The organism is Chroococcidiopsis sp. TS-821, assembly GCF_002939305.1.
Taxonomy (GTDB): Bacteria; Cyanobacteriota; Cyanobacteriia; order Cyanobacteriales; family Chroococcidiopsidaceae; genus Chroogloeocystis.
On sequence record NZ_MVDI01000001.1, the window covers coordinates 186915 to 210603 of the forward strand.

Sequence of the window (23689 nt, forward strand, 5' to 3'; positions counted from 1 at the left end):
CAACCATTCTCTCCTCTGCACCTCTGCACCTCTGCTTCCTCTGCTTCCTCTGCTTCCTCTGCTTCCTCTGCTTCCTCTGCTTCCTCTGCACTTTATCCCACCACTTCTGGATGATATAAAGCAGCATCGACTCGACATCCTCGGTAAGCTAAAACGTAGAGTTCTTTTAAGTCGCGGATGAGGGGATAGCGGGGGTTTGCACCTGTGCATTGATCGTCGAAGGCGCGATCTGCTAATTCTTCAAGATGTGCGTAGAATTCTTGCTCGTCTTCTGGTAAGGCTTCTTTGATTGTAGCGGGGATGTCTAAGGAGCGTTTTAAGTCTTCTACGGCTTCGACGAGTTTCTCTACTTTTTCATCAGGTGTATTACCGCCTAAGCGCAAATGATCGGCAATTTGTGCGTATCGTTCTTTTGCATTAGGATATTTATATTGGGGAAATATTGCTTGCTTGAAGGGAACATCGGTAGCATTGTAACGAATGACGTGCGAAATCAGCAGCGCGTTGGCTAAACCGTGCGGTACGTGGAACGTTGAACCGAGTTTATGTGCCATCGAGTGACAAATTCCTAAAAAGGCATTGGCAAAAGCCATTCCAGCGATCGTTGCGGCATAGTGGACTTTTTCGCGGGCTTCGGGATCGTTTGCGCCATTTTTGTAAGAACGCGGTAGGTATTTAAATAAGAGTGCGATCGCTTCTAATGCTAGTCCTTCAGTAAATTCTGTCGCTAGAACTGAAACATAAGCTTCGAGTGCATGAGTTAAAGCGTCAATTCCTCCATAAGCTGTGAGTTTTTTAGGCATTGTTAACACTAATTCGGGGTCAACGATTGCCATGTTTGGTGTGAGTGCATAATCTGCTAGTGGATACTTAATGCCTACTGAGTCGTCAGTAACGACTGCAAATGGTGTCACTTCCGATCCCGTTCCTGAAGTTGTAGGAATCGCAACCATCGTCGCTTTTTTACCTAACGCTGGCAGTTCATAAACGCGCTTGCGGATATCCATAAACCGCATTGCCAAACCTTCGAATTCAATTTCTGGCTGTTCGTACATTAACCACATTACTTTAGCCGCATCCATTGGCGAACCACCACCAACGGCGATAATCACATCCGGTTGATAGTTCCGCAGTAGTGATAAACCTTTGTTGACATTTGAAAGTGTGGGGTCAGGTTCAACTTCGTAGAACATTGAATAATCTACCCCAATTTCATCTAGAATGTTGGTAATTTTTTTTGTAATTCCTAAGTCGAATAGAGGTTTATCAGTAATAATGAACGCGCGTTTTTTACTTTCTAATTCGCGTAAGGCAATCGGCAAACAACCATATTTGAAATAGATCTTTGGCGGAACGCGAAACCATAGCATATTTTCGCGTCTTTCTGACACAGTTTTAATATTTAATAAATGGTGTACGCCGACGTTTCCTGATACTGAGTTATCTCCCCAAGAACCACATCCTAAAGTCAGCGAGGGGTCGAGTTTAAAGTTGTACAAGTCACCAATTGCACCTTGGGAAGAAGGCGTATTAATCAAAACGCGGGCGGTCTCTACCATTGACTCAAAGTAGTCAATATGTTCTTTATTTGCTGGATCTGTGTAGAGAACCGAAGTATGACCGCGTCCGCCAAAGTCAATTAATTGAACAGCTTTATCTACTGCTTTTTGAAAACTTTCAGCACGGTACATTGCTAAAATTGGCGATAGCTTTTCATAGGCAAACGGCTCATTTTTACTTATGTCTTCTACTTCGCCAATTAAAACTTTTGCTTTTGGAATTTTTAAATCAGCAATTTGCGCAATTTTTTCAACTGATTGCCCAACAATTTCTGGATTAATACGACCGTCAATAAGAATTTTATTTCCTAGTTTTTCTTTATCTTCTGGAGTGAGGAAATACGCGCCGCGATCGCGAAATTCTTGTTTGACGCTTTCATAAACTTCATCAACAACAATAACGGATTGTTCAGACGCACAAATCATTCCGTTGTCGAAAGTTTTACTAATTAAAATTGAACTGACTGCTGTTTTAATATCCGCAGTTTCATCAATCACCGCCGGAGTATTACCCGCACCCACGCCTAATGAAGGATGACCTGACGAATAGGCGGCTTTCACCATTCCTGGACCACCTGTCGCCAAAATCAGCTTAATATCTGGATGCTGCATCAAAGCTTGTGATAGTGGTACTGTCGGCTCATCAATCCAACCGATAATATCCGCAGGAGCACCAGCAGCCATAGCAGCATCTAAGATAATTTGTGCGGCTTCAATCGTACATTTTTTTGCACGGGGATGCGGAGAAAAGACAATTGCATTACGTGTTTTCAGTGCTAGTAAAGCTTTAAAAATGACCGTCGATGTAGGGTTTGTTGTTGGAACAATTCCTGCTAAGATTCCGACTGGTTCGGCAATTTTTTGAATGCCAAAAGTCCGATCTTCTTCGATAATGCCGCAAGTTCGTTCGTGCTTGTATTTGTTGTAAATGTATTCAGAAGCAAAGTGATTTTTAATCACCTTATCTTCCACAATTCCCATACCTGTTTCGGCTACTGCCATTTTTGCTAAAGGAATTCGTTCTGCGTTGGCAGCAAGCGCAGCTTTTTTAAATATATTGTCAACTTGTTCTTGAGTAAAATGTGCGTATTCTATCTGTGCTGCTTTTACTCTTTGAATGAGTTCTTCTAGTTCTTGAAAATTTGTAGCCATTATACTCTTCCTCATTCTTCAGTTGACGTTAAGACCGTAGCTTCTGAAAATGTCGATTGTATTTCGTACTAACTCTGGTGATGGTGGTGGCGTATCTTTGAGTTGGTATTCATACCCTAATTGTTCCCATTTGTATTCTCCCATTTTATGAAAGGGGAGGACTTCTACTTTTTCTACGTTACTTAAGCTTGAGACAAAATGAGCTAATTCTGTAACGTTATGACGAGCATCAGTTAGATTAGGAACTAAGACAAAGCGAATCCATGTAGGTTTATGAATTTCGCTCAGATAACGGGCTAATTTTAAAGTAGGTTCCAGAGAAACACTCGTTACCTTTCGATAAATTTCGGGATCGAAAGACTTGATATCTAATAAAACTAAGTCTACAAATTTTAATACATCTTTTGCAGTATCCAAATCAACAAAACCGGAAGTATCTAGCGCGGTATGAAGCCCAATTTCTTGACAGCGTTTACAGATTTCTTTAACAAATTGCGGCTGCATTAATGGTTCGCCGCCACTTATAGTGACACCTCCACCAGAAAAGCGAATATAGGAAGTGTATTTTTTGATTTCGGCAATTAATTCATCAACACTAACTGGCTTGCCATCTGTGATACTTCGACAATCAGGATTGTGGCAATAAAGACAGCGCAGCGGACAACCTTGGGTGAAAATAACAAAGCGAATACCAGGTCCATCAGTTGTACCGCAGCTTTCGATGGAATGAATTTTGCCGATGGTAGTCATACGAGTACGTTGTGTTTAAGGTTGAGATTTGCGTCGCCTAAGTCCACGCCAGTTGCTACAACGGGGAGAGGCTCACCCATGTGTGGGAGACTTTGAAGTATTGCTGGTAGATACCGAGGTTTTTGCCCCCTAAATCCCCAAGTTTGGGGGACTTTGAAGAAGTATTAGTGAGCGTTTTGGGTACTTTAATAAGGGGATATGACGAACTTTTAGCGATGAAATCTAAGCGCATTCGAGGCACTACTCCTGGTATTATTGCTGCGGCAAGACGACTGCGACAGAACCTTACATCTGCGGAAAAGATTTTGTGGGAAGCTTTGAGAAATCGACAACTGGATGGCTTAAGGTTTCGCTGTCAACACGCTGTTGGTTCATTTGTTGTTGATTTCTACTGTGCTGAGTGTCGGTTAGCTGTTGAAGTTGATGGCGAGATTCACGAGCAACGTGTTGACTATGATACTGCCCGTACTACAAAACTTCAGCAATTTGGCTTACGAGTCATAAGATTTCGCAATCAAGAAGTTATGACCAACTTAGATAAAGTTCTCCAACAGATTCTTAAAGCCAGTCGCGAACAAATTTAGCGATTCCACACACAGTTCTCTACTCTCAAAGTTCCCTAGAATTGGAGACTTTAGGGGGCGCGAAAACCTCAAACACCAACCTCAGCACTTTTGTATACCATAGCCTTTGATGAAAAAACTAACGATTCTACTCTCAAAGTCCCCCACATATAGGAAGTTTAGAAGGCGAGGGCGCAAACTCAAAGGCAATTGTGGAAGGTTCGCTTAATCACATCTAGCTGCTGTTCGCGAGTTAACTTGATAAAATTGACTGCATATCCTGATACCCTAATTGTTAATTGCGGATACTTTTCAGGATGCTCCATTGCTTCTAGCAAGGTTTCGCGTTGCAGCACGTTGATGTTAACATGATGACCGCCATCGTGGAAGTAACCATCTAACATTCCGACTAAATTGTTAACTTGAGCTTCGGAAGTTTTTCCTAACGCCTGTGGCACAATTGAGAAGGTGTAAGAAATGCCATCTTGTGCGTGTTCGTAGGGAAGTTTGGCAACAGAAGCGAGGCTTGCGATCGCACCTTTGGTATCTCTTCCGTGCATGGGGTTTGCGCCTGGTGCAAAGGGTTCTCCTGCTTTACGCCCATCGGGGGTATTTCCCGTTTTCTTGCCATACACAACGTTTGAGGTAATCGTCAAAATTGATTGCGTGGGTACAGCATCGCGGTACGTTTTACACGCCCGCAGTTTATTCATGAACGTTGTGACTAAATCTGTGGCAATTCGATCGACGCGATCGTCGTTGTTACCAAACTTAGGATAATCGCCTTCAATTTCGTAATCAACCGCTAAACCACTTTCATTGCGCAACACTTTAACTTTGGCGTATTTAATTGCAGATAATGCATCAGCTACTACCGATAACCCTGCGACTCCACACGCCATTGTGCGATAAACATCGCGATCGTGTAACGCCATTTCTAGGCGTTCGTAGCAATATTTATCGTGCATGTAGTGAATGACGTTTAAAGTGTTGATGTATAGCTTGGCTAACCAGTCCATCATCTGGTTGAACTTCGCCATCACTTCGTCGTAATCTAAGTAATCAGCAGTTATCGGCTCGAATTGCGGTGCAATTTGTTCGCCAGTTTTCTCGTCTTTACCGCCGTTAATGGCGTAAAGTAGTGCCTTAGCAAGATTCGCCCGCGCCCCAAAAAATTGCATTTGTTTACCAACACGCATGGCGCTAACACAGCAAGCGATCGCATAATCGTCGCCGTAGTACGGACGCATCAAATCGTCGTTTTCGTATTGAATTGAGCTAGTATCTACAGAAACCTTGGCACAGAAGCGCTTGAAGTTCGCTGGTAGTTGTTCTGACCACAAAACGGTTAAATTAGGTTCGGGTGCTGCTTCTAAGTTGTACAGCGTGTGCAAAAAGCGGAAACTTGTTTTTGTTACCAAAGTTCTGCCATCTTCGCCCATACCTGCGATCGCTTCTGTTACCCAAGTCGGATCGCCAGAGAATAGTTCGTTGTAATCAGGAGTTCGTAAGAAACGCACCATTCGCAACTTCATTACGAAATGATCGATTAATTCTTGCAGTTGCGTTTCAGTTGCCGTACCATTTTGCAAGTCGCGCTCAAAATAGATGTCTAAAAACGTCGAAACTCGCCCTAAAGACATCGCCGCGCCGTTTTGTTCTTTGACTGCACCGAGATACGCAAAATACAGCCACTGTACTGCTTCTTGTGCATTAGCTGCTGGTTGACTGATATCAAATCCGTAGCTAGCCGCCATCTCTTTGAGTTCAAACAAGGCGCGAATTTGCTCGGAAATTTCTTCGCGACGTCGGATGATACACGCATCGATGCAATCGACGTCTAAAGATTCGAGTTGTTGCTTTTTGTCGCTAATTAAAAAATCAACTCCGTAAAGTGGAACGCGTCGATAGTCGCCAATAATCCGACCGCGACCGTAAGCATCGGGTAAACCTGTAATAATGCCAGAGTGGCGTGCTAAGCGCATTTCTTTAGTATATGCGTCGAACACACCATCGTTATGCGTTTTGCGATACTTTTTGAAGATTTCTTCGGTTTGCGGATCTAACTTGTAGCCATAAGCTTCTAGCGATGCTTTGACTGTTCTAATCCCACCAAACGGCATAATTGCTCGTTTTAAAGGTTTATCCGTTTGCAAACCAACAATTTGTTCTAAATTGCGATCGATGTAACCAGGACTGTGCGAAGTGATGCTAGATACAACTTTGGTATCTGTATCTAAAATTCCCTGTTTTCTTTCTTCACTCATCAGCGCTTTTACTTTATTCCACAGCGCTTGAGTTCGATCTGTAGCAGATGCTAAAAAAGCTTCGTCACCTTCATAGGGTTTGTAGTTTTTTTGGATGAAATCGCGAACATTAATTGTTTCCATCCATTCGCCTGGTATAAAACCTTGCCATTGCGTCATAGACTTAACCATCCTCAATTTACTAACAGTAAATCAGTCGTTTCTTCGGTTAACTCTCTATTCTTTATAGCCACCTCTATTTTATGGCTGTTTTCGCTAATAAAAGACTCATTTGATAATTTGTAAATATAAATTTATATATTTTTATAAAACAATTAATTTATTATTTTTTAACTAAATTTGCTCTTCGCTTTATCTACTGTCACAAGAAAGTTGCAAGTAAGAAATTAACCTAGAAGCAAAACCTGAAAGCCAGTTACCAAGCTATTTTCACTAGCTTGCGATAAATTTTAATATACTGCATCTTGGCAATCAATCTTACATTAGTTCGAGCATGACTCAACAAATGGATATCTGAATAATCAAGTATAATTATGATGTGCCATCTTATATAAATATTCTAACTTAATTAGAAAAGTGTGAAGAATTAAGTAAAAAATGAGTTTATTTTTTTTATTAGCATCAACACCAAAAAAGATTAAAATTAGAATTGAGAAACAATAAGACTTTGGCAATAGATAATGACATAAGTTTACATCTCCTCTGCACCTGAAGCTTCCTCTGCTCATCTATACATACGATCGCTCAATAGAAATGCAGATGGTTGTACTTGTAAATCTGCACGTTCATAAGCATCCATATCGACCTTGACGGATTTGACTCGCCAAATTTCTTCACAGTATTCCTTAATTGTGCGATCTGACGAAAATTTTCCCGTGCGTGCGGTATTGAGAATAGACATTCGTATCCAACGATCGCGATCGCGGTAAGCTTGACTAACTTGTTCTTGACAGTCGATGTAAGATTGATAATCTGCCATCAGCAGATATTCGTCGTGATGCAGCAGTGAGTTGACAATTGGTCTAAATAAATTAGGATCTTCAGGCGAAAAGTAGCCGCGTGCAATGTATTGCAATACTTCCTGCAGTTCGCGATTCGTTTTGTAGTAGTGCTGTGGGTGATATCCTGATGCTTTTAATGCAGAAACTTCATCAACAGTTAAACCAAAGAGAAAGAAATTGTCTGCGCCGACTTCCTGACGAATTTCGACATTCGCACCGTCAAGAGTACCAATTGTGAGTGCACCGTTCATGGCAAATTTCATATTACCAGTGCCAGAAGCTTCTTTCCCCGCAGTTGAGATTTGTTCGGAAAGATCCGCAGCAGCGTAAACTCGTTGACCGAGCGATACGCTGTAGTTTGCCAAAAAGATAACCTTCAAACGACCTGCGACATCGGGATCGCGGTTGACGACATCGGCGACAGAATTAATCAATTTAATAATTAGCTTTGCCATGTAATAACCAGGCGCGGCTTTACCTCCAAAGATGAAAGTTCGGGGAAAAATCTCGATTTGCGGATGGCGTTTGATGCGGTTGTAGAGTGTAATGATGTGTAATACGTTTAATAACTGCCGCTTGTATTCGTGCATGCGCTTGACTTGAATATCAAACAGCGAGTTGATATCGACGGCGATACCGTAATGCTGTTGAATATAATTGGCTAAATCTTGCTTGTTAGCAAGTTTAATTTGCCACCAGCGATCGCGAAAATCGATATCATCGACAAACGCTTCGAGTTGCTGGAGGTCTTCCAGGTTTTTAACCCAGTTTTTACCAATCTTTTCGGTAATCAAGTTAGCTAGTCGAGGGTTAGCTAGCAATAGCCAACGACGCGGTGTCACGCCATTCGTTTTGTTACTAAACTTTTCGGGAAATAGTTCGTAGAAATCCCGTAATAGTTCGTTTTTCAGTAATTCGGTATGCAACGCAGCAACACCATTGATTGCATGACTTCCCACACACGCCAGATGTGCCATGCGGACTTGCTTTTCTTGACCTTCTTCAATGAGCGATAAACGCGCGATCCGATCGAACTCACCAGGATAACGGGTATAGACGTAATTAAGAAAGCGGTAGTTAATTTCATAAATGATTTCGAGATGTCGCGGTAAGATGCGACCAAAGAGACTCACAGACCACCGCTCTAAAGCTTCTGGTAACAAAGTATGATTGGTGTAAGCAAAAGCATTTTGCGTAATATGCCAAGCTTGCTCCCAAGTCATTTGATGTTCGTCGATTAACAAGCGCATCAATTCCGCAATTGCGATCGCCGGGTGAGTGTCGTTAAGTTGCAGTGCGGCTTTTTCGTGTAGGTTCTCTAAACTATCGTGCGTGCGTAAATGCAAGCGGATGATATCTTGCAACGAACAAGACACAAAGAAATATTGCTGTTCTAGGCGTAGTTCGCGTCCTTGGATGGTATTGTCGTTAGGGTAAAGAACCTTCGAGATATTTTCGGAAAACATCTTATTGGCGACTGCGCCGAAATAGTCTCCCGCATCAAACGCTTGAAAGTTAAACTCTTCACTCGCCTCAGCTTTCCACAGACGTAGGGTATTAACCGTATTAGTGTCGTAACCAGGAACAGGCGTATCGTAAGGAATTCCTAAAACAGTTTGCTCATTAATCCAGCGCACGCGATAATGACCGTGTTCGTCGGTATAGTGTTCGGTATAACCGCCGAGTTTAACAGCAACGCGATAATCAGGGCGGGGAATTTCCCAAGGATTGCCAAAATTTAGCCATTTATCAGGAATTTCTCGTTGCCAACCATTTTGAATGGCTTGCTCAAAAATACCAAACTCGTAGCGAATGCCATAGCCGACTGCGGGAATTTCTAGTGTTGCTAAGGAATCGAGAAAACAAGCGGCTAGCCGCCCTAAGCCACCATTTCCTAACCCTGGTTCGCGTTCGCGTTCTAATAGATCGTCCAACTCTAGCCCAGACTCGTGTAAAATCTGGCGGACTTGTTCGTAAAGACCCAAGTTGATTAGGCTATTACCTAAGTGGCGACCCATCAAAAATTCTGCTGAGAGGTAATAGACAGTTTTAGCATCTTGTTGAACGTAAGTTTTTGCGGTTTGAATGCGGCGTTGCGTCAAGCGATCGCGGATACTATGCGCCACAGCCATATAGTAATCGTGGAGTGTCGCGAAATATTCATCTTTACCTTGAACGCGATACAGATTTTCTGCAAAAGCACGTTTAAGCGCTTCCTTACTCAGATTGGTGCTTTCTGTTTTGAGTTGCATATCTTCGCTTGCCAATCTGCGGTAATCATGCTCGAACGATTCACTCATAGCTTTAGCGTATAGATTATTGTCTAGAAGTTTCCTAAACTGATACCTTGCACCAATTTCATCTATTACCCACTCTCTCACCGCTAACAACCATCTGATGAATCAGACTAAATCAGCCTTTTAGCCCACTTAGAGTAAGCTTGAGCTATGAGCGTGGGAATTAATTCCCAGGTGGACTGTCGGGTTAATTGAGAACGGTACAAGACCTCAGCTAAATCCCCCACAAGTAGGGGACTTTAAGTAGTTGATTCATAAGCCCCCCTAAAGTTGTGGGTAGAGGAAACAGATACTGCTTCCTCTGCTTCTATTAAGCCCGCGTTGCTGCACCTTCAGCGCCTTCCTGAGATGGATTAGTACCACTATCAATGCGTTGCGGCGGTGTTTGATCGCCATCAGCACCGTAGTATCGCCACTTCCAGTCGCGAATTTCTGGCATATCTTCGCCGTGCTTATGGACGTAATGCTTGTGTTCGATTAATTTGTCGTAGAGCATTTGTTTAACATAGGCTGCGGTATAGCCGAGTTTCGGTACGCGATCGATGACATCGATTGCTAGATGGAAGCGGTCGAGATCGTTGAGGACAACCATATCAAACGGTGTAGTTGTGGTTCCTTCTTCTTTGTAACCGCGCACGTGCAAGTTTTTATGATTTGTCCGGCGATACGTTAGGCGGTGAATTAACCAAGGATAGCCATGAAACGCAAAGATAATTGGTTTGTCGGTGGTGAAGATACTGTCGAAATCTTTATCGCTTAAACCGTGCGGATGTTCGGTTTCTGGCTGCAATGTCATCAAATCAACAATATTGACAACGCGGACTTTGAGATCGGGGAAGTGATGCCGTAAAAGGTCTGTTGCGGCTAAAGTTTCAAGAGTGGGGATGTCACCAGCACACGCCATGACGACATCAGGTTCGCCGCCGCGATCGTTACTTGCCCATTCCCAGATACCGATCCCTTTAGTGCAATGCGCGATCGCTGCATTCATATCGAGGTATTGCAACGCGGGTTGTTTCCCTGCAACAATCACGTTGACATAGTGGCGACTTCTTAAGCAGTGGTCGGTGACTGAAAGGAGTGTATTTGCATCAGGGGGTAGATAAACGCGGATGATCTCGGCTTTTTTATTGACGACATGGTCGAGAAAACCAGGATCTTGGTGCGAGAAGCCATTATGATCTTGTCGCCAAACGTGCGAAGTGAGCAAGTAGTTAAGTGAAGCAATTGGTCTGCGCCAAGGAATATGACGCGTTGTCTTCAACCATTTGGCGTGTTGGTTGAACATTGAATCGATGATGTGAATAAACGCTTCATAACACGAGAATAAGCCGTGACGACCTGTTAGGAGATATCCTTCTAACCAACCTTGGCAAGTATGTTCGCTAAGAATTTCCATCACGCGACCATCTGGAGAGAGTTGCTCGTCTTCTGGCAAGACTTCGGCTACCCAAGTTCTATCTGTTGCCTCAAATACATTGTTGAGTCGATTTGATGCGGTTTCATCAGGACCGAAAAGACGAAAGTTGCGCTTTTCTAAGTTCAATTTCATCACGTCGCGCAGGAATGTTCCCATAACGCGCGTTGCTTCTGCTTCTACTATTGCTGGTTGGGGCACTTCTACCGCATAGTCGCGAAAATCGGGCATTTTTAAATCTTTGAGCAAAATGCCACCGTTAGCATGCGGATTATCACCCATGCGTCGCTGTCCTTGCGGTGCTAGTTCTGCTAATTCAGAGACAAACTTACCGTTCTCGTCGAAGAGTTCTTCGGGTTTATAGCTCTTCATCCACGCTTCTAGCAGTTTGACGTGTTCTGGCTGGCTTGCCATGTTTGCCAAGGGAACTTGGTGCGATCGCCAGTAATCTTCAGTTTTCTTGCCATCAACTTCTTTAGGTCCTGTCCAGCCTTTTGGGGATCGCAGAATAATCATGGGCCATTGCGGACGTTTTGTGAATCCATGAGTGCGCGCCTCGTTCTGAATTTCTTGAATTTCTGCGATCGCGGTATCCAACGTCGCCGCCATGAGCTGATGCATCGTTTCTGGCTCAGACCCTTCCACAAAATAAGGCTTGTAGCCATAGCCAACAAATAAGCTTTGCAACTCTTCGTGCGAAAGCCGCGCTAATACTGTCGGATTTGCAATTTTGTAGCCGTTGAGGTGCAATATCGGTAACACGGCGCCATCGCGAACTGGATTGAGAAATTTGTTGCTGTGCCAACTTGTTGCTAAAGGTCCCGTCTCTGCTTCGCCATCACCCACTACGCAAGCAACAAGTAGATCGGGGTTGTCAAAGGCAGCACCATAGGCGTGTGAAAGCGCGTACCCTAACTCACCGCCTTCATGAATCGAACCAGGCGTTTCTGGGGCAACGTGACTAGGAACACCTCCAGGAAAGGAAAACTGCTTGAAGAGTTTCTTCATTCCTTCAGCATCTTGGGTAATGTTTGGGTAATATTCGCTATACGTTCCTTCTAAATAAGTATTGGCGACTAACCCAGGACCGCCATGACCAGGTCCTGTAATATATATGGTGTTTAGGTCGTATTTCTTGATAACGCGATTGAGATGAACGTAAATAAAATTGAGTCCTGGTGTTGTCCCCCAGTGCCCTAAGAGTCTTGGCTTGACGTGTTCTATTTTCAGTGGTTCGCGCAGCAGCGGATTATCGAGTAAATAAATTTGACCCACCGACAGATAATTTGCTGCCCGCCAGTAGGCATTCATCTTGCGGAGTTCCTCGGCGGACAAAGGACCTGCTTGAAGTGTAGAAGCGATCGCTTGAACCATACTGATATGCCTTCCTTCCTTTCAAGTTTTACGAATTTACATCAATTGCCTTTTATTTCATGCTTAACAAAACGCTGAGCTGAAAAAACTGACTCTAAGGTAGATATATAAGTAGGGAACGCATGGAAAAGCATGTTTTCTCATTACTGAATCTAGATAAACTCGACGGATTGCTATTTATTTTTCTAACTCTGGATTAACGTATCACCTCACTTAAGTTGATGACCGAGATGCTCTAAAGATAGAATCCTTTTATAAAAAATCTGATTCTAAGTTGACAACCAATAATTTATTATAAATCGCTAGTCTTTTAACTTTCTGCCTATTTTTTCTCTAGCAATTTAATTGACTATTTAAGTTAAGTTACTTTAGCAATCTATTTATCAATATTACTTTCTCTTCAGAGACTGCTCAGTCTTTGCAGTTTAGCAGAGTTTTAAATTGGTCATCAACTATAGCTGTAAGATGTTAACTTTTGTAGAGACTTTCTCAGGTTTTTAAGATTTTCATCTGCTGTTAAGCTTTCGGTTGTTTAATTAATTGTTTAGGCTTTCTTTCGTTACTTTGTCATATGATGACTTGCGAAAAAGTAGTTGTGTTTACTAAAGCTTATATAATATCTACCTTTTTCACTCTTTTGTATCGTTAACTACTTCGACTCAGAACTTGAGTTTGTTGGACAACTCCTCTCTTAGGGAAACTTATTTTCAATAAATGCCGTAAGTTTTTAAGTTTATTTTAATATTTCTCGCGTTCGCTGCGAGCAATTGTATATCAAATCACTTTGTTTTCTGCTTGTGAATAAACTTTTACTTATGGTAGCGATAAGTTTTTTTTTGTAGAAACTGTATTTTAGTTTTTAAAAACATGGAGAAAGTAAATTTATATAACAAATACTTTAAGCAGCAGAATATTAAATTTCCAAACGATGGTAGTAATTACAACAATTTAATTTCTGTTTAGTAAAAACGATCCAACAAGACAGAATTACGGATCTTGCGTAGCAACCCAGTACAATTCCAACCAAAAGCGCGGTGCAGTGCGCTTCAGCTTTGACATGGGATCGCGCAGTAGCCGCGTAGCATTCAAACAAACAACTTCAACAAGTCCCATGTCTTTTGCGACTTCTGTAAGTACGTCTTTTTGGGTTTGTACAGCCTTAATCATCCTCTCAGAGCAATAAATCCCCACGTATTGCAAACGCCGAGGAGGTTTTCCCCAATACGAGTTGATAACTTTCACATAGCAGTGGCGGAGTAATTCTCCAGTTTTTGGGTAAACGCGACTGACGACAGTTGTAAATTCTCTCGCTAAGTATTCGTCAGAAATCATCGCAACCCTCCAGTGCGGCGCTCTAATGTTAATAGATCCGCAATCTGCTGCGGTAAGGCGACAGTATCTTCAACAAATAGAGGAGAGCTAAAGGTATAATTAGGATCGCACTCTCCAGAGTCGTAAACTTGAACGATCCACTTATCGGGTAATCCGACAACGCCGATTTCGACAACATACCAATCTTTGATGAAGCGAGAAGATAGAATCGCAAACCATTGTTGGCAATCAGGGAAGATTTCTAGATCTTGCATAAGAAAAGCAAAGGCTTGTTGTTCTGCTTCAGTTAGTGTGATTGCCATCGCAAGCTCCTGATGTATCGAATTGAGGATAAAGTCCTAAATACTTAGCTAATTCACGCGCAATATGAATTAAAAATTTGGCAGCATCTTGATTGCCTTCGTGTGCCATGAGTGTTGCTACCTGCATCATTGTTTTTACCAAATCTGCATCGAGTAAGTTTGGCTGGGCGTCTAAAATTTCAGGTTCCGCACCGTTGGGACAGCGAAGTAGCTGATCGATGAGATGAAGATAGTCTTGGTGTTGTCCTGTCATAGTTGTTTTTGAGGAATGAGGATTTAACTATCGAGTTAGGACGTACAGCAGGGTAAATAAAACGATCCAGATAATGTCTACAAAGTGCCAATAGATTTCCGCCATGGTAATGCCTGTATGTTTAGTCGCAGAGTAATGACCTAAACGACGCGATCGCCACAAAACACCCAAAATCAATAACAATCCTACAAATACATGCAAACCGTGAAAGCCTGTCATTAAGTAAAAACAGTTGGCAAAGACGTTCGTTGTTAACCCGTATCCCAACGTTAGATACTCATAAATTTGACCAGCAAGGAAAATAGTTCCCATCACAGCAGTTATGGCGTACCACAACCGCATTGCAGCAACATTGTTCTTTTTAATCGCAGTATCGCCCCAGTGAATCACAAAACTGCTAGAGACAAGAATCACCGTGTTGATTGTAGGTACGAGTAACTCGACTTCTGTCCCTTCAGGAGGCCAAATTTTGGCAGTCTCGCGCAAAAATAAGTAAGTTGCAAAAAAACCAGCAAACATCAACGATTCAGAAACCAGAAACGTCAACAGCCCAAATACGCGAAAGTCTGGATGTTCTGCGTGAGATATAACCTCGGATGAATTAAAAGTTGAATCTTCTTGCATATGGCAGTTTGAGAGTAGAGTTGATATAAAACCAAAGCAGAGGAGAATAGGTAATACTGCTACGCGGTTTGCGGGATTTCTGCAATATTGCGATCGCGACTGCCGTAATCATAGGGACCACAAGTCACGACGGGTAATTCTACCCAGTTTTCAATTGGAGGTGGAGAACTCGTCGTCCACTCTAAAGTCAACGCATCCCAGGGGTTATCAGAAGCTTTAACACCGTAGTGCCAACTCCAAACAGCATTGAGGAAAAACGGGATCGCAGATATTCCTAAAACAATGGCACCAAAGGTGCAAAGATGATTAATAGGAGCAAACTGCGGGTCATACATCGCAACTCGTCGCGGCATTCCTTGCAATCCCAGCAGATGCATCGGTAGGAAAGTGAGGTGCGTACCGATAAAAGTCAGCGCAAAGTGAATTTTTCCCCACATTTCACTCATCATTCGTCCGGTGATTTTGGGAAACCAGTGATAAATTCCGGCATAGATCCCGAAGACCGAACCACCAAACAAGACGTAGTGGAAGTGACCTACAACATAATAAGTATCGTGGACGTGCAAATCAAAAGGCGCTGTGCCCAACGTCACGCCACCTAAACCGCCAACGACAAACATCGACAGCAAACCAATGGCAAACAGCATGGCACTTGTAAAGCGGATTTTTCCTCCCCAAAGCGTCGCAACCCAACCAAAAATCTTGACTCCGGTAGGAACCGCAACAATCAGCGTAGAAATGGTAAAGAACATCCGCATCCAAGCTGGCGTACCGCTAGTAAACATATGATGTACCCAGACAAATAAACCAACAATGCAGATTGCCAAGCTAGAGTAGGCGATCGCTTTATAGCCAAAAATTGGCTTGCGGGCGTGCACCGGAATCACTTCAGACATAATGCCAAAAATTGGCAAAATCATGAGATAAACTGCAGGATGCGAATAAAACCAGAATAGATGCTGATAAAGGACGACATTTCCCCCTGCATCGGGTTTAAAGAAAGAAGTGCCAAAGTTGATATCAAATAACAACAGTACCAATCCTGCTGCAAGGACTGGGGTAGAAAGTAGCGCTAGCACTGATGTTGCTAAAATTGCCCAGCAAAATAACGGCAATTGCGTCCACTTCATGCTCGGAACTTTCATCTTTAAGATGGTGACAACAAAGTTAAGCGCTCCTAAAATTGAGGAAGTTCCCACCAAAACAATGCTGAGAATCCACATTGACTGGGCTGTATTTGCTGTCGTTAAACTCAAAGGTGGATAGGCAGTCCAACCGCTTTGCGCACCACCAAACAAGAAACTAGCTAGCAACAATGCACCCGCCGGCGGATTGAGCCAAAAAGCGATCGCATTTAACTTGGGAAACGCCATATCGCGCGCCCCAATTAGTAACGGCACAAGAAAGTTGCCAAATCCACCGATCGCAGCTGGTACAATCCATAAAAAGATCATCAACGTACCGTGATTGGTCATCAAAGCGTTATAAAAATTAGGATCGAGCAAATCTGCATCAGGTGTATATAACTCGGCGCGCATGGCGACCGCCATCAATCCGCCAATGAGATAAAACGCAAACGCTGTTACCAGATATTGAATACCAATAACTTTGTGATCGGTATTGAAGGTGAAGTAGTCGTACCATTTCCATACTTTTGGTAAGTTGCGATCAGTCGCACTATCGGTGACTTGCGGAGTTTCTAACTGTGTCATAAGAGTTAAAAGTTAAGGACTATGACGTAAAATTCTGAACTACGAATTATTTCCTGCTATGCAACCTGGTTTTCTTCCAGCCAGCGATCGAACTCTTCGGGAGCGTGCACTACTACTGAAGAACGCATACTACCGTGATAGCCGCCACAAAGTTCGGTGCAAATGATCGGATAAGTGCCAGTTTTTGTCGCGACGAACCGCAAATGCGTTGTTTGTCCTGGAATCGCGTCTTGCTTTAATCGAAACTGCGGAACCCAAAACGAGTGAATCACATCGTTGGCAGAGATGTTGAGGAGTACATCTTGACCTACAGCAACGTGCAATTCGCCTGCAACAATATTGCGATCGCGATAGTTGAACAACCATGCATACTGCATTCCACTCACATCCACAACAAGTGATGCTGGTTCGCCCGCATTTGTGGGTAAAGAATTAATTCCAATTGAACTATCGCGTTGTACGGGCATTGCTTGAACTGCGTGATGCGTTGTGGCAATTCCTCCCATTTCGGTGTAAACGTCTACGCTGTAAATTCCTAAACCAATGACAATAATTCCTGGAATAACTGTCCACAAAATCTCTAGCGGAAAGTTACCTTCTATCCACTGTCCATCACCGCTATCTCCGCGACGATGGCGAAACTGAATAATAGAAACAAGGATCGCCCCTTGGACTACTAAAAACAAAGCAGTACCAATTGCTACCATAACATTGAAGAAATTATCTACTAAAGGTGCTTGGATAGAAGCCTGTTCGGGTAAAAGAGAGTTATTTTGCCCTACCCATAAGCTAATCAAAGTTACTAAGATCCCAGCGATTAAAGTTAAAATACTAATTGGAATTTGTTTCATAAAATAATTTCCTCCGAATAGGCTTTTTGCTGCCACAATCTTTCCAACATTTCAATTTTTCTTTGCAACACAGCCGCACGATACATAACATACCTTTCGTATAAATAAATTCCTAAACCAAGAATAAGAGGAGTCAAAACTATTAATGATAAAAACAAATTAATGATGTAATTCACCTCATTCTGATTTGATTGATGACTAGATAGCAAATACTGAGTCTCAACAAAATCAAGATGTTTCTGCCAAACAATACTTATTACTATTAATGAGGGTAAAGTTACTAATAATGCTAGTAAACAAACTGATAGAGTGTTCTGCTTGTGTTTCATCTTGGGAATAATTAGTTCAGCTTTATTGAAAATATTGACTTTTGTCTAAACAGTTTTATATCAGCTACTGCGTCTCTAGTAGTTGCTTGATTAACGCTCAAATTAATTAAATTAATTAAGCTTGTACTCAGCTACTTAAAGTCCTGCAGCCTAAGAAATTAACTTTTTTTTGAGGGTGGGGGTTCTAGTATTTATCAACTAGGGTATGAGTATTTATCGATAGGGGAACTAGTGTTTTTGTACTCGCGACTAAACCCTATGTTCAATAGCATTTTTGTCAGATATCCTTAATATTTTTAGGGAGCTTTGTATATTTGCGCACAGAAAAATAATAGTTTTGCAATCCAACAAAAGCTCAGTAATCCGGCAGTATATCAGCTCAGCCGAATTATTGGATTTTTAGTTTTTAGATAGCTCAGCGTTTTACAATATCAAGCTGCAATGCTTGCCAAAGTATCAAAATCTCATGACTTAAAAGTCGATAAATTGAAGAAAAATTTGTTATTTAAGCCAAGCAGGTTATGGAAATATTAAGATTTTCTTGAATGGCTCAAGGTGAACAAAAATTTTAGATTTTCTCGGTTAGAACTAAGATCAAATTGCAACTAGGAAATCTGTAGCGATCGCGCTTTTTCTATACTCTCTTGCGATCGCGTCACTTGGCAGTATCGAGTTATTTCAGAAGCGCTACAAGTAGTGTGAGGAATCCATCTTTAGCTGAACATCATACATCTATGCAGCTGAGGTTAGTATTTCAATTTGAACACCAACCAAGCCTATGCCCTACGCCATTACTAAGCGCTGTATTCAGTGCGACAACTGTCTTCCTCAGTGTCCGACAGGTGCGATCAAAGTTATGGAAGGCGACTACTGGATCGACCCTAGTTTATGCAACAATTGTCAAGGTTACGTTGCACCACAATGTGTAGTATCTTGTCCGGTTGATTCGCCAGTACCTTGGCAAGCAAAAAAAGGTAGATGCAAGGTAGATGCAAGAACGGTTCCTAGTCCAAATCTATTTCCTGACGGGAAGAGCCATCCTTTTGCTTCTGCGATCGCAATTTGGGAATTATGCAACATTCTTGCACAGCGACAATCGCTGCGTTGGGAAACGGATGCTGCGGGTGAACTGTACTATCAACGGCAAATTAACGGCGGTAAGGGAGCGATCGCTTTCCGCGTAACAGACACGATCGCATCCGAATCATCAGTCGCCCTCAAAGGCGAACAGGCTTTATCAGTAATGGAAACGTTTGATATTAGAGCGGCATGTCTGCACTTGATCTATGCTGCTTATGTTACCAATCTAGACAAACCTTGGGAAGAAGAGTTTATCATTAGCGATCGCCAAATAGAGGAATATCTAGGACTAGATAAGCGCAAAGATTTGGGCAAATTAACTAAGCTATCTTTAATTAAAGAACTTGCACAACAACCTTGTAAATTCATTGCGTGTCTGAGGTTACCCCAACAAGGAAAAATTAAACCAGTTAACCTTGAAAAAAGCCGCTTATGGCATTTGTTGGATATCGAACACCACTTTCAAGAAGACGAACTTGGATGCAAACATCTTGTCGGGCTAACTTTCAAAATTAAAGCAGGTCAATGGGCAAAATATTTTCTAAACCGGCAAGGTTGCAAAGAACGAACTGCATTTTATCAATATGGTACTCTACCTAAAGCTTTACTGAGCAACGTCATGAGTATTTGGCAGCAACATGAGGGGGCGGCGCGAATGATGCTGTGGTTGTTGTTTAAAACCAAAATGGGTAGAGAACAGCGCGTGACAGTTCCCACACTCATGCGAGTCGCCTACGGCGATCGCAAACTCAATCAAGCAGCTTTACAACCAGAAAATCGCCAACGCCTGCTGAGAATATTTGAAAGCGATTTAGAGGTACTCAATCACTATGGACTTAAACCAGTATTCGATCCAGTTACCTATCCACCAGAAATTCAACCGTTGTGGGCGAAACTGAGTGATATTCCCGAAGATGCAGACGCCGCGTTAGAATTTTGGATCGATGATGGCAGTAACAATACGCGTTTAACCGATGCAGCTCCACGTGGCAAGTGGAATCGATTAATGAATGCCCGCATCTTATATTTTGAACTACCACCTGCTTGGGAATCACTCGCCCAGTCGAAGAAAAAGCCGCGCAGTACGAATCGCAAAACACAGTTAAAACCTGCTACCACGCTGTCTACAGAATACATTCTTGAGGCAAGAAAAAAACTCGGATTAAGCCAAAGAGATTTGGCACAGCTAACCGGTAAAAGTCAAAGTTGGATTCGCGATATTGAAAATGGGCGTTTTCAAGCTAAGTTAGAAGACCAGCTGCTGTTGCGAAGAGTTTTAGGGATGAATTAGTCTTTGATGCAAACTTCCTTGGAAAATAGGAAGCCCCCTTTGCGGAGGCTGTTTAACATAAAAATTTGGATATATTGCCTTTATTGTGTCCGGCGCTTGTCGAGTTTAGCTTGAGTGCGATCGCTGAAACAGTGTTGTTCAGTTTTTCGGACTCATTCCGTGACTTTACCGTCTCATTTACTCTATTTATTAAGCCCTGCCGGAGGGATTCGAACCCCCGTGATACAACTTAGAAGGTTGTTGCCTCATCCACTCGGCCACGGCAGGATGAAAACTACTTTGCTATCTTAGCAGCAAGACACCCTAGTGTGGTGTTTTCTTAATTTTTACAAGCCTTACTCATAGTATCAAAATTTTAGCTGTGTCTATCAGACAGTCGGCGAGGAAGAGAAAACGGAATAACAGCACAGACAGTAACTCCACCCGCGAATCGTCCGCGACCTCTGCAACCGTCAAAATAATCGCTACAATAATAGTAATTAGTGGTGTTGAATGGTGGAGGTTGTGCCTAGCTTTGGCAAAGAATATTGATAGCAGCGATCTAGCATGACTTTGTAACTAGGCTAATCTAAATACACCAGTAAAATTGCAAGTTACAAGCGCAGTTTGATGAAGTTGTTTCTATTTCTGATACAGTATTGTCTGTTGCTGAGCGCTGCTATATAACATAAAGTACTAATCCGACTTTGCTGCGAACATATGGTAAGCAACAGCGGGCTAAGGAAAAAACTGTGGTATGACCGTGAAAAAACTATCGAGTACTGACAAGGACGAAATTCTCAAACTATATCGGGAAACTGGAGAAACAACCTCCACGTTGGCGGAGCGCTATGGAGTCAGTAATTCGACAATTAGCCGTCTACTCAAAGTTACCTTACCAGAAGACGAGTACGAATCGCTGATTGCTTTAAAACGCGCGGCGCGGACTTTGCACTCAGATGCTAAAAACGTGCCAAGTACGCCAGAGGAATTAGCACAGCCACAGTTAGAGCAAGTCGAACCAGAATCAAGTCCTGTTCCTAGCCTTAGAAGACGACGTACAGCAGCAAAGGAACAACCAAAATTAGTGAGACCCGCGGCGCAACAACTGCAACTCCTCGACACATTAAGTACAGATACAGACGATCGCACTGCGACGCCAACGCCGTTAGAAGAACGCGAAGTACCTCAGTTTACTGATGAAACTACTCCACAAGCGATCGTAGAAGATGTCGAAGACGACACCGACACGATCACTGAAATACTTGGGGAAGATTTAATTGATGAAGAAGACGATCTAGAGGACTTGGAAGAAGATTTAGATGATGAGGATATCGACGATCTCGACTTAGAAGATGAAGAACCCTTCCCCATTACGCGAGCAATCAAAGGTAGTCGAGTTGCTGTCCAAGTTTTACCACTATCCGAAGCATCTTTGCCGAAAACTTGCTATTTAGTCATCGATCGCGCATCAGAGCTAATTACGCGCCCACTACGCGACTTTGGCGATTTAGGACAAATTCCCACTGGCGAAACTCAGCAAAGAACTTTACCTGTCTTTGACAATCATCGCGTCGCCCGTCGTTTTTCGACAAAACGCGACAAAGTTATCAAAATTCCAGATAGCCGGTTGTTACAAAAAACGCGATCGCATCTTCAAGCAAAGGGAATTACCCGACTCCTTGTTGACGGTCAAGTTTATTCGCTGTCCCCAACTTAGTATTTATCATTCATTTTAAAGACTGTACTGGCGTTGTTCGAGGAAAGTCTCAGTAAATTCTCGAATAGACACATACGCTAAGGTAGCGGTAGTTTGATGTTTGTAATTCTGCATTGTGTATAGCTAACTTGAGGTGAATACATCAACAGCGATTGTGTTGCAGATAACAAAGTGCAGCGATCGCACTTGAGACGACTTTCTGAAACCTCAATGGCAAGGCTATCAATCGTACTTGAAATGACATCAAACCGATGGCTAGATTTGCCTTAATCAATGCATTGCAGCGTGCTTACCAGATTGCCCAATTGTCGCGTAAAAGTACAATTCCAACTGATGAATTGATTGAAATCTTACAAACAAAGACTTCACGCCGCCGCTTGTTACAAGCAGGATTATTTACTACAGGTGCGCTCGCTGGAGTTTCTTTAAGTCAAGCACGGCGTAGCGTTGCCGTCGCTGCAAACGCTAAAGTTTTAATTGTTGGTGCAGGTATTGCAGGATTAACTGCTGCTTATCGATTGCATCAAGCTGGAGTAGGCGTTGAAATCGTTGAAGCTAGAAATCATCTTGGTGGTAGAATCCGCAGTCTGGCTAACGCCGCTGGAACCTCAACAACCGTAGAAATAGGCGGCGAGTTTATTGATTCAGGACATAAGAATATTCAAACGCTGATCGCTGAACTTGGCTTAACCTTAGCTGATTTACGCGCAGCAGATCGCGGATTAGAACCGGACGTATGGTACTTTGATGGCAGAAAAATTGCTTTAGAACAAATTGCACAAGATTTCATACCGCTAGCGCCCATCATTGAAAAAGACGCAGCGATCGCCACCAATCTAAACTCTCCTGCTGCAATTCAATTAGACCGAACTTCCATTACACAGTACTTAGCAGATAAACCCATCAGCCCAACTTTACGCGAACTAATCGCGATCGCTTACACTTCTGAATACGGACGCGAAGCCGCCGAACAATCCAGTTTGAATTTGATTTATCTGATTGGTACAGATCCTCAAAATTTTAGAATATATGGCTACAGTGACGAGCGCTATCAGATTATTGGCGGTAATCAACAACTCATCGAGCGCTTAGCACAGCCGCTAGCAAATTTTATTGAAACTGGAACAGAGTTAGAAGCCCTCCATAGTCTACCCGATGGTCGTTATCGTGCTAGTTTCCGCGCTGGAACAAGTACTTTTGAGCGTAACTACGAACGTGTTTTGTTGACAATTCCTTTTAGTGTATTACGCACCGTACGCCTTGCCGTTGATTTACCACCCGCTAAACGTCAAGTGATTAATCAATTGTGTTATGGTACAAATTCAAAACTAATCGTTGCATATCAGGAAAGAATTTGGCGCGATCGCTATAACTCAGCTGGCTCAGTTTTTACCGATTTAGGTTTTCAAAACACTTGGGAAGCAACGCGCTACGCTACAGGAAAAAGTGGATTGCTTACTAACTATAGCGGCGGACGTTATGGCTTTGAAATCGGAAGAGGAACTGTAGAAGCCCAAGCACAGAAATTTCACGCACAGATAGAAAAAATTTTTCCTGGGCTTGAAAGTCAACGTACAGGCGAACCTATTCGAGCATACTGGACTGGAGAGCAATACAGTGCAGGTTCTTATGCTACGTATTTAGTAGGACAGTGGTCGCAGTTTTATGGTAGAGAAGGAGAACGCGTCGGAAACCTCTTGTTTGCTGGCGAACATTGCTCTTTAAACTATCAAGGATATATGGAAGGAGGCTGTGAAACAGGTGAAGCTGCGGCGCGGGAAATTTTGAGAGATTTAAAACCTCACACAACAAGTCGTGTCGGCTTACAATAAGTCA

At 42.7% G+C, this 23689-nt stretch carries 16 protein-coding genes and 1 tRNA gene; 4 read left to right on the forward strand and 13 right to left on the reverse strand.

The window, feature by feature from the left end; all coding sequences use genetic code 11:
• Positions 1–92: 92 nt before the first annotated feature.
• Together adhE and pflA are read right to left on the reverse strand one after the other, a co-directional pair.
• On the reverse strand, positions 93–2711 hold the full coding sequence (gene adhE, locus B1A85_RS00880; RefSeq protein WP_246841288.1) for a bifunctional acetaldehyde-CoA/alcohol dehydrogenase: 2619 nt from the start codon (positions 2709–2711) through the stop codon (positions 93–95).
• 18 nt (positions 2712–2729) lie between these two features.
• Positions 2730–3461 carry a pyruvate formate-lyase-activating protein gene (gene pflA, locus B1A85_RS00885; protein ID WP_104545059.1) on the reverse strand — a complete coding sequence of 244 codons (732 nt, stop codon included), beginning with the start codon at positions 3459–3461 and terminating at the stop codon, positions 2730–2732.
• A gap of 215 nt (positions 3462–3676) precedes the next feature.
• Here pflA and B1A85_RS00890 point away from each other — a divergent pair, with 215 nt between their 5' ends.
• Complete coding sequence (locus B1A85_RS00890; RefSeq protein ID WP_104546262.1) at positions 3677–4045, forward strand: endonuclease domain-containing protein; 369 nt, start codon at positions 3677–3679, stop codon at positions 4043–4045.
• A gap of 179 nt (positions 4046–4224) precedes the next feature.
• On the opposite strand, the gene pflB is transcribed toward B1A85_RS00890, so the two are convergent.
• The 10 genes from pflB to B1A85_RS24215 form a co-directional block, all read right to left on the reverse strand.
• Positions 4225–6450: a formate C-acetyltransferase gene (gene pflB, locus B1A85_RS00895; RefSeq protein ID WP_104545060.1), complete on the reverse strand. Its 2226-nt coding sequence runs from the start codon at positions 6448–6450 to the stop codon at positions 4225–4227.
• Between the two features lie 565 nt (positions 6451–7015).
• Positions 7016–9592: a glycogen/starch/alpha-glucan phosphorylase gene (locus B1A85_RS00900; RefSeq protein ID WP_104545061.1), complete on the reverse strand. Its 2577-nt coding sequence runs from the start codon at positions 9590–9592 to the stop codon at positions 7016–7018.
• Between the two features lie 307 nt (positions 9593–9899).
• Positions 9900–12380 (reverse strand): phosphoketolase, encoded by a 2481-nt coding sequence (locus B1A85_RS00905; protein ID WP_104545062.1) that lies wholly within the window; start codon positions 12378–12380, stop codon positions 9900–9902.
• A gap of 987 nt (positions 12381–13367) precedes the next feature.
• Complete coding sequence (locus tag B1A85_RS00910) at positions 13368–13712, reverse strand: hypothetical protein (RefSeq protein ID WP_104545063.1); 345 nt, start codon at positions 13710–13712, stop codon at positions 13368–13370.
• Positions 13709–14014 (reverse strand): hypothetical protein, encoded by a 306-nt coding sequence (locus B1A85_RS00915; protein WP_104545064.1) that lies wholly within the window; start codon positions 14012–14014, stop codon positions 13709–13711. Before B1A85_RS00915 ends, B1A85_RS00910 begins: the two co-directional genes overlap by 4 nt.
• Positions 13995–14267, reverse strand: a complete 273-nt coding sequence (locus B1A85_RS00920; RefSeq protein ID WP_104545065.1) for a hypothetical protein — start codon at positions 14265–14267, stop codon at positions 13995–13997. The genes B1A85_RS00915 and B1A85_RS00920 overlap by 20 nt, the downstream gene beginning before the upstream one ends.
• Positions 14268–14294: 27 nt before the next feature.
• Entirely contained in the window at positions 14295–14939 is a 645-nt protein-coding gene (locus B1A85_RS00925; protein ID WP_256387433.1) for a heme-copper oxidase subunit III, read from the reverse strand.
• Positions 14940–14950: 11 nt separating this feature from the next.
• A complete protein-coding gene (ctaD, locus tag B1A85_RS00930) occupies positions 14951–16603 on the reverse strand; it encodes a cytochrome c oxidase subunit I (RefSeq protein ID WP_104545067.1) in 1653 nt (550 codons plus the stop codon).
• Positions 16604–16659: 56 nt separating this feature from the next.
• A complete protein-coding gene (coxB, locus tag B1A85_RS00935) occupies positions 16660–17454 on the reverse strand; it encodes a cytochrome c oxidase subunit II (protein ID WP_104545068.1) in 795 nt (264 codons plus the stop codon).
• Entirely contained in the window at positions 17451–17783 is a 333-nt protein-coding gene (locus tag B1A85_RS24215; protein WP_104545069.1) for a hypothetical protein, read from the reverse strand. Before B1A85_RS24215 ends, coxB begins: the two co-directional genes overlap by 4 nt.
• Before the next feature lie 778 nt (positions 17784–18561).
• On the opposite strand from B1A85_RS24215, the gene B1A85_RS00945 reads away from it, so the two are divergent.
• Positions 18562–20154 (forward strand): helix-turn-helix domain-containing protein, encoded by a 1593-nt coding sequence (locus B1A85_RS00945; RefSeq protein ID WP_104545070.1) that lies wholly within the window; start codon positions 18562–18564, stop codon positions 20152–20154.
• Between the two features lie 194 nt (positions 20155–20348).
• Here the strand turns inward: B1A85_RS00945 and B1A85_RS00950 are convergent.
• Positions 20349–20421: transfer RNA gene (locus B1A85_RS00950), tRNA-Arg, on the reverse strand.
• A 469-nt stretch (positions 20422–20890) separates the two neighbouring features.
• On the opposite strand from B1A85_RS00950, the gene B1A85_RS00955 reads away from it, so the two are divergent.
• Entirely contained in the window at positions 20891–21853 is a 963-nt protein-coding gene (locus B1A85_RS00955; protein ID WP_104545071.1) for a transposase, read from the forward strand.
• A gap of 251 nt (positions 21854–22104) precedes the next feature.
• A complete protein-coding gene (locus B1A85_RS00960) occupies positions 22105–23685 on the forward strand; it encodes an NAD(P)/FAD-dependent oxidoreductase (protein WP_104545072.1) in 1581 nt (526 codons plus the stop codon).
• The last annotated feature ends 4 nt before the right edge of the window (positions 23686–23689 follow it).

Coding starts and splice junctions, on each gene's coding strand:
- pflB (WP_104545060.1), bottom strand. CDS start 6,450: ATGACGCAATGGCAAGGTTTTATACCAGGCGAATGGATGGAAACAATT.
- coxB (WP_104545068.1), bottom strand. CDS start 17,454: ATGAAACAAATTCCAATTAGTATTTTAACTTTAATCGCTGGGATCTTA.
- B1A85_RS00905 (WP_104545062.1), bottom strand. CDS start 12,380: ATGGTTCAAGCGATCGCTTCTACACTTCAAGCAGGTCCTTTGTCCGCC.
- B1A85_RS00890 (WP_104546262.1), top strand. CDS start 3,677: ATGAAATCTAAGCGCATTCGAGGCACTACTCCTGGTATTATTGCTGCG.
- B1A85_RS00945 (WP_104545070.1), top strand. CDS start 18,562: ATGCCCTACGCCATTACTAAGCGCTGTATTCAGTGCGACAACTGTCTT.
- pflA (WP_104545059.1), bottom strand. CDS start 3,461: ATGACTACCATCGGCAAAATTCATTCCATCGAAAGCTGCGGTACAACT.
- B1A85_RS00920 (WP_104545065.1), bottom strand. CDS start 14,267: ATGACAGGACAACACCAAGACTATCTTCATCTCATCGATCAGCTACTT.
- B1A85_RS00910 (WP_104545063.1), bottom strand. CDS start 13,712: ATGATTTCTGACGAATACTTAGCGAGAGAATTTACAACTGTCGTCAGT.
- ctaD (WP_104545067.1), bottom strand. CDS start 16,603: ATGACACAGTTAGAAACTCCGCAAGTCACCGATAGTGCGACTGATCGC.
- B1A85_RS00960 (WP_104545072.1), top strand. CDS start 22,105: ATGGCTAGATTTGCCTTAATCAATGCATTGCAGCGTGCTTACCAGATT.
- B1A85_RS24215 (WP_104545069.1), bottom strand. CDS start 17,783: ATGAAACACAAGCAGAACACTCTATCAGTTTGTTTACTAGCATTATTA.
- B1A85_RS00915 (WP_104545064.1), bottom strand. CDS start 14,014: ATGGCAATCACACTAACTGAAGCAGAACAACAAGCCTTTGCTTTTCTT.
- B1A85_RS00955 (WP_104545071.1), top strand. CDS start 20,891: ATGACCGTGAAAAAACTATCGAGTACTGACAAGGACGAAATTCTCAAA.
- B1A85_RS00900 (WP_104545061.1), bottom strand. CDS start 9,592: ATGAGTGAATCGTTCGAGCATGATTACCGCAGATTGGCAAGCGAAGAT.
- adhE (WP_246841288.1), bottom strand. CDS start 2,711: ATGGCTACAAATTTTCAAGAACTAGAAGAACTCATTCAAAGAGTAAAA.